At 48.3% G+C, this 317-nt stretch carries 1 protein-coding gene; it reads left to right on the top strand.

Going from position 1 to position 317, the window contains the following annotated elements:
• Positions 1-317 (top strand): efflux RND transporter permease subunit (locus AAEY88_RS12750; RefSeq protein WP_350562972.1); only part of this gene is annotated, 317 nt, incomplete at both ends.

The raw sequence follows: 317 nt of genomic DNA, 5'->3' as shown, positions 1-317 counted from the left end.
CGCCAGGGCAACTTAAAACGGTAGAAGACATAGCCAATACCGTTATTGCTAAGCGCGATGATGCACCTGTACGCATTAAAGATGTGGCTAACGTGCATTTAGGGAAAGAGCTTAGAACCGGCGCAGCTACGTATAACGGTGAAGAAACCGTGCTCGGCAGTGCCATGATGCTCATTGGCGAAAACAGCCGGGTAGTGGCAAAAGCCATGGCTGATAAGTTAGTTGATGTGCAAAAAAGCTTACCCGCTGGCGTTATTGTTGAAGCGGTTTACGACCGTACTACGCTTGTTGATAAAACCATAGCAACCGTGCAAACC

This window comes from Psychrobacter sp. CAL346-MNA-CIBAN-0220 (assembly GCF_040309805.1).
In the GTDB taxonomy this organism is placed as follows: Bacteria; Pseudomonadota; Gammaproteobacteria; order Pseudomonadales; family Moraxellaceae; genus Psychrobacter.
The sequence above is the reverse complement of the archived record's forward strand: the minus strand, read 5'-3'. Positions and strand labels throughout refer to the sequence as shown.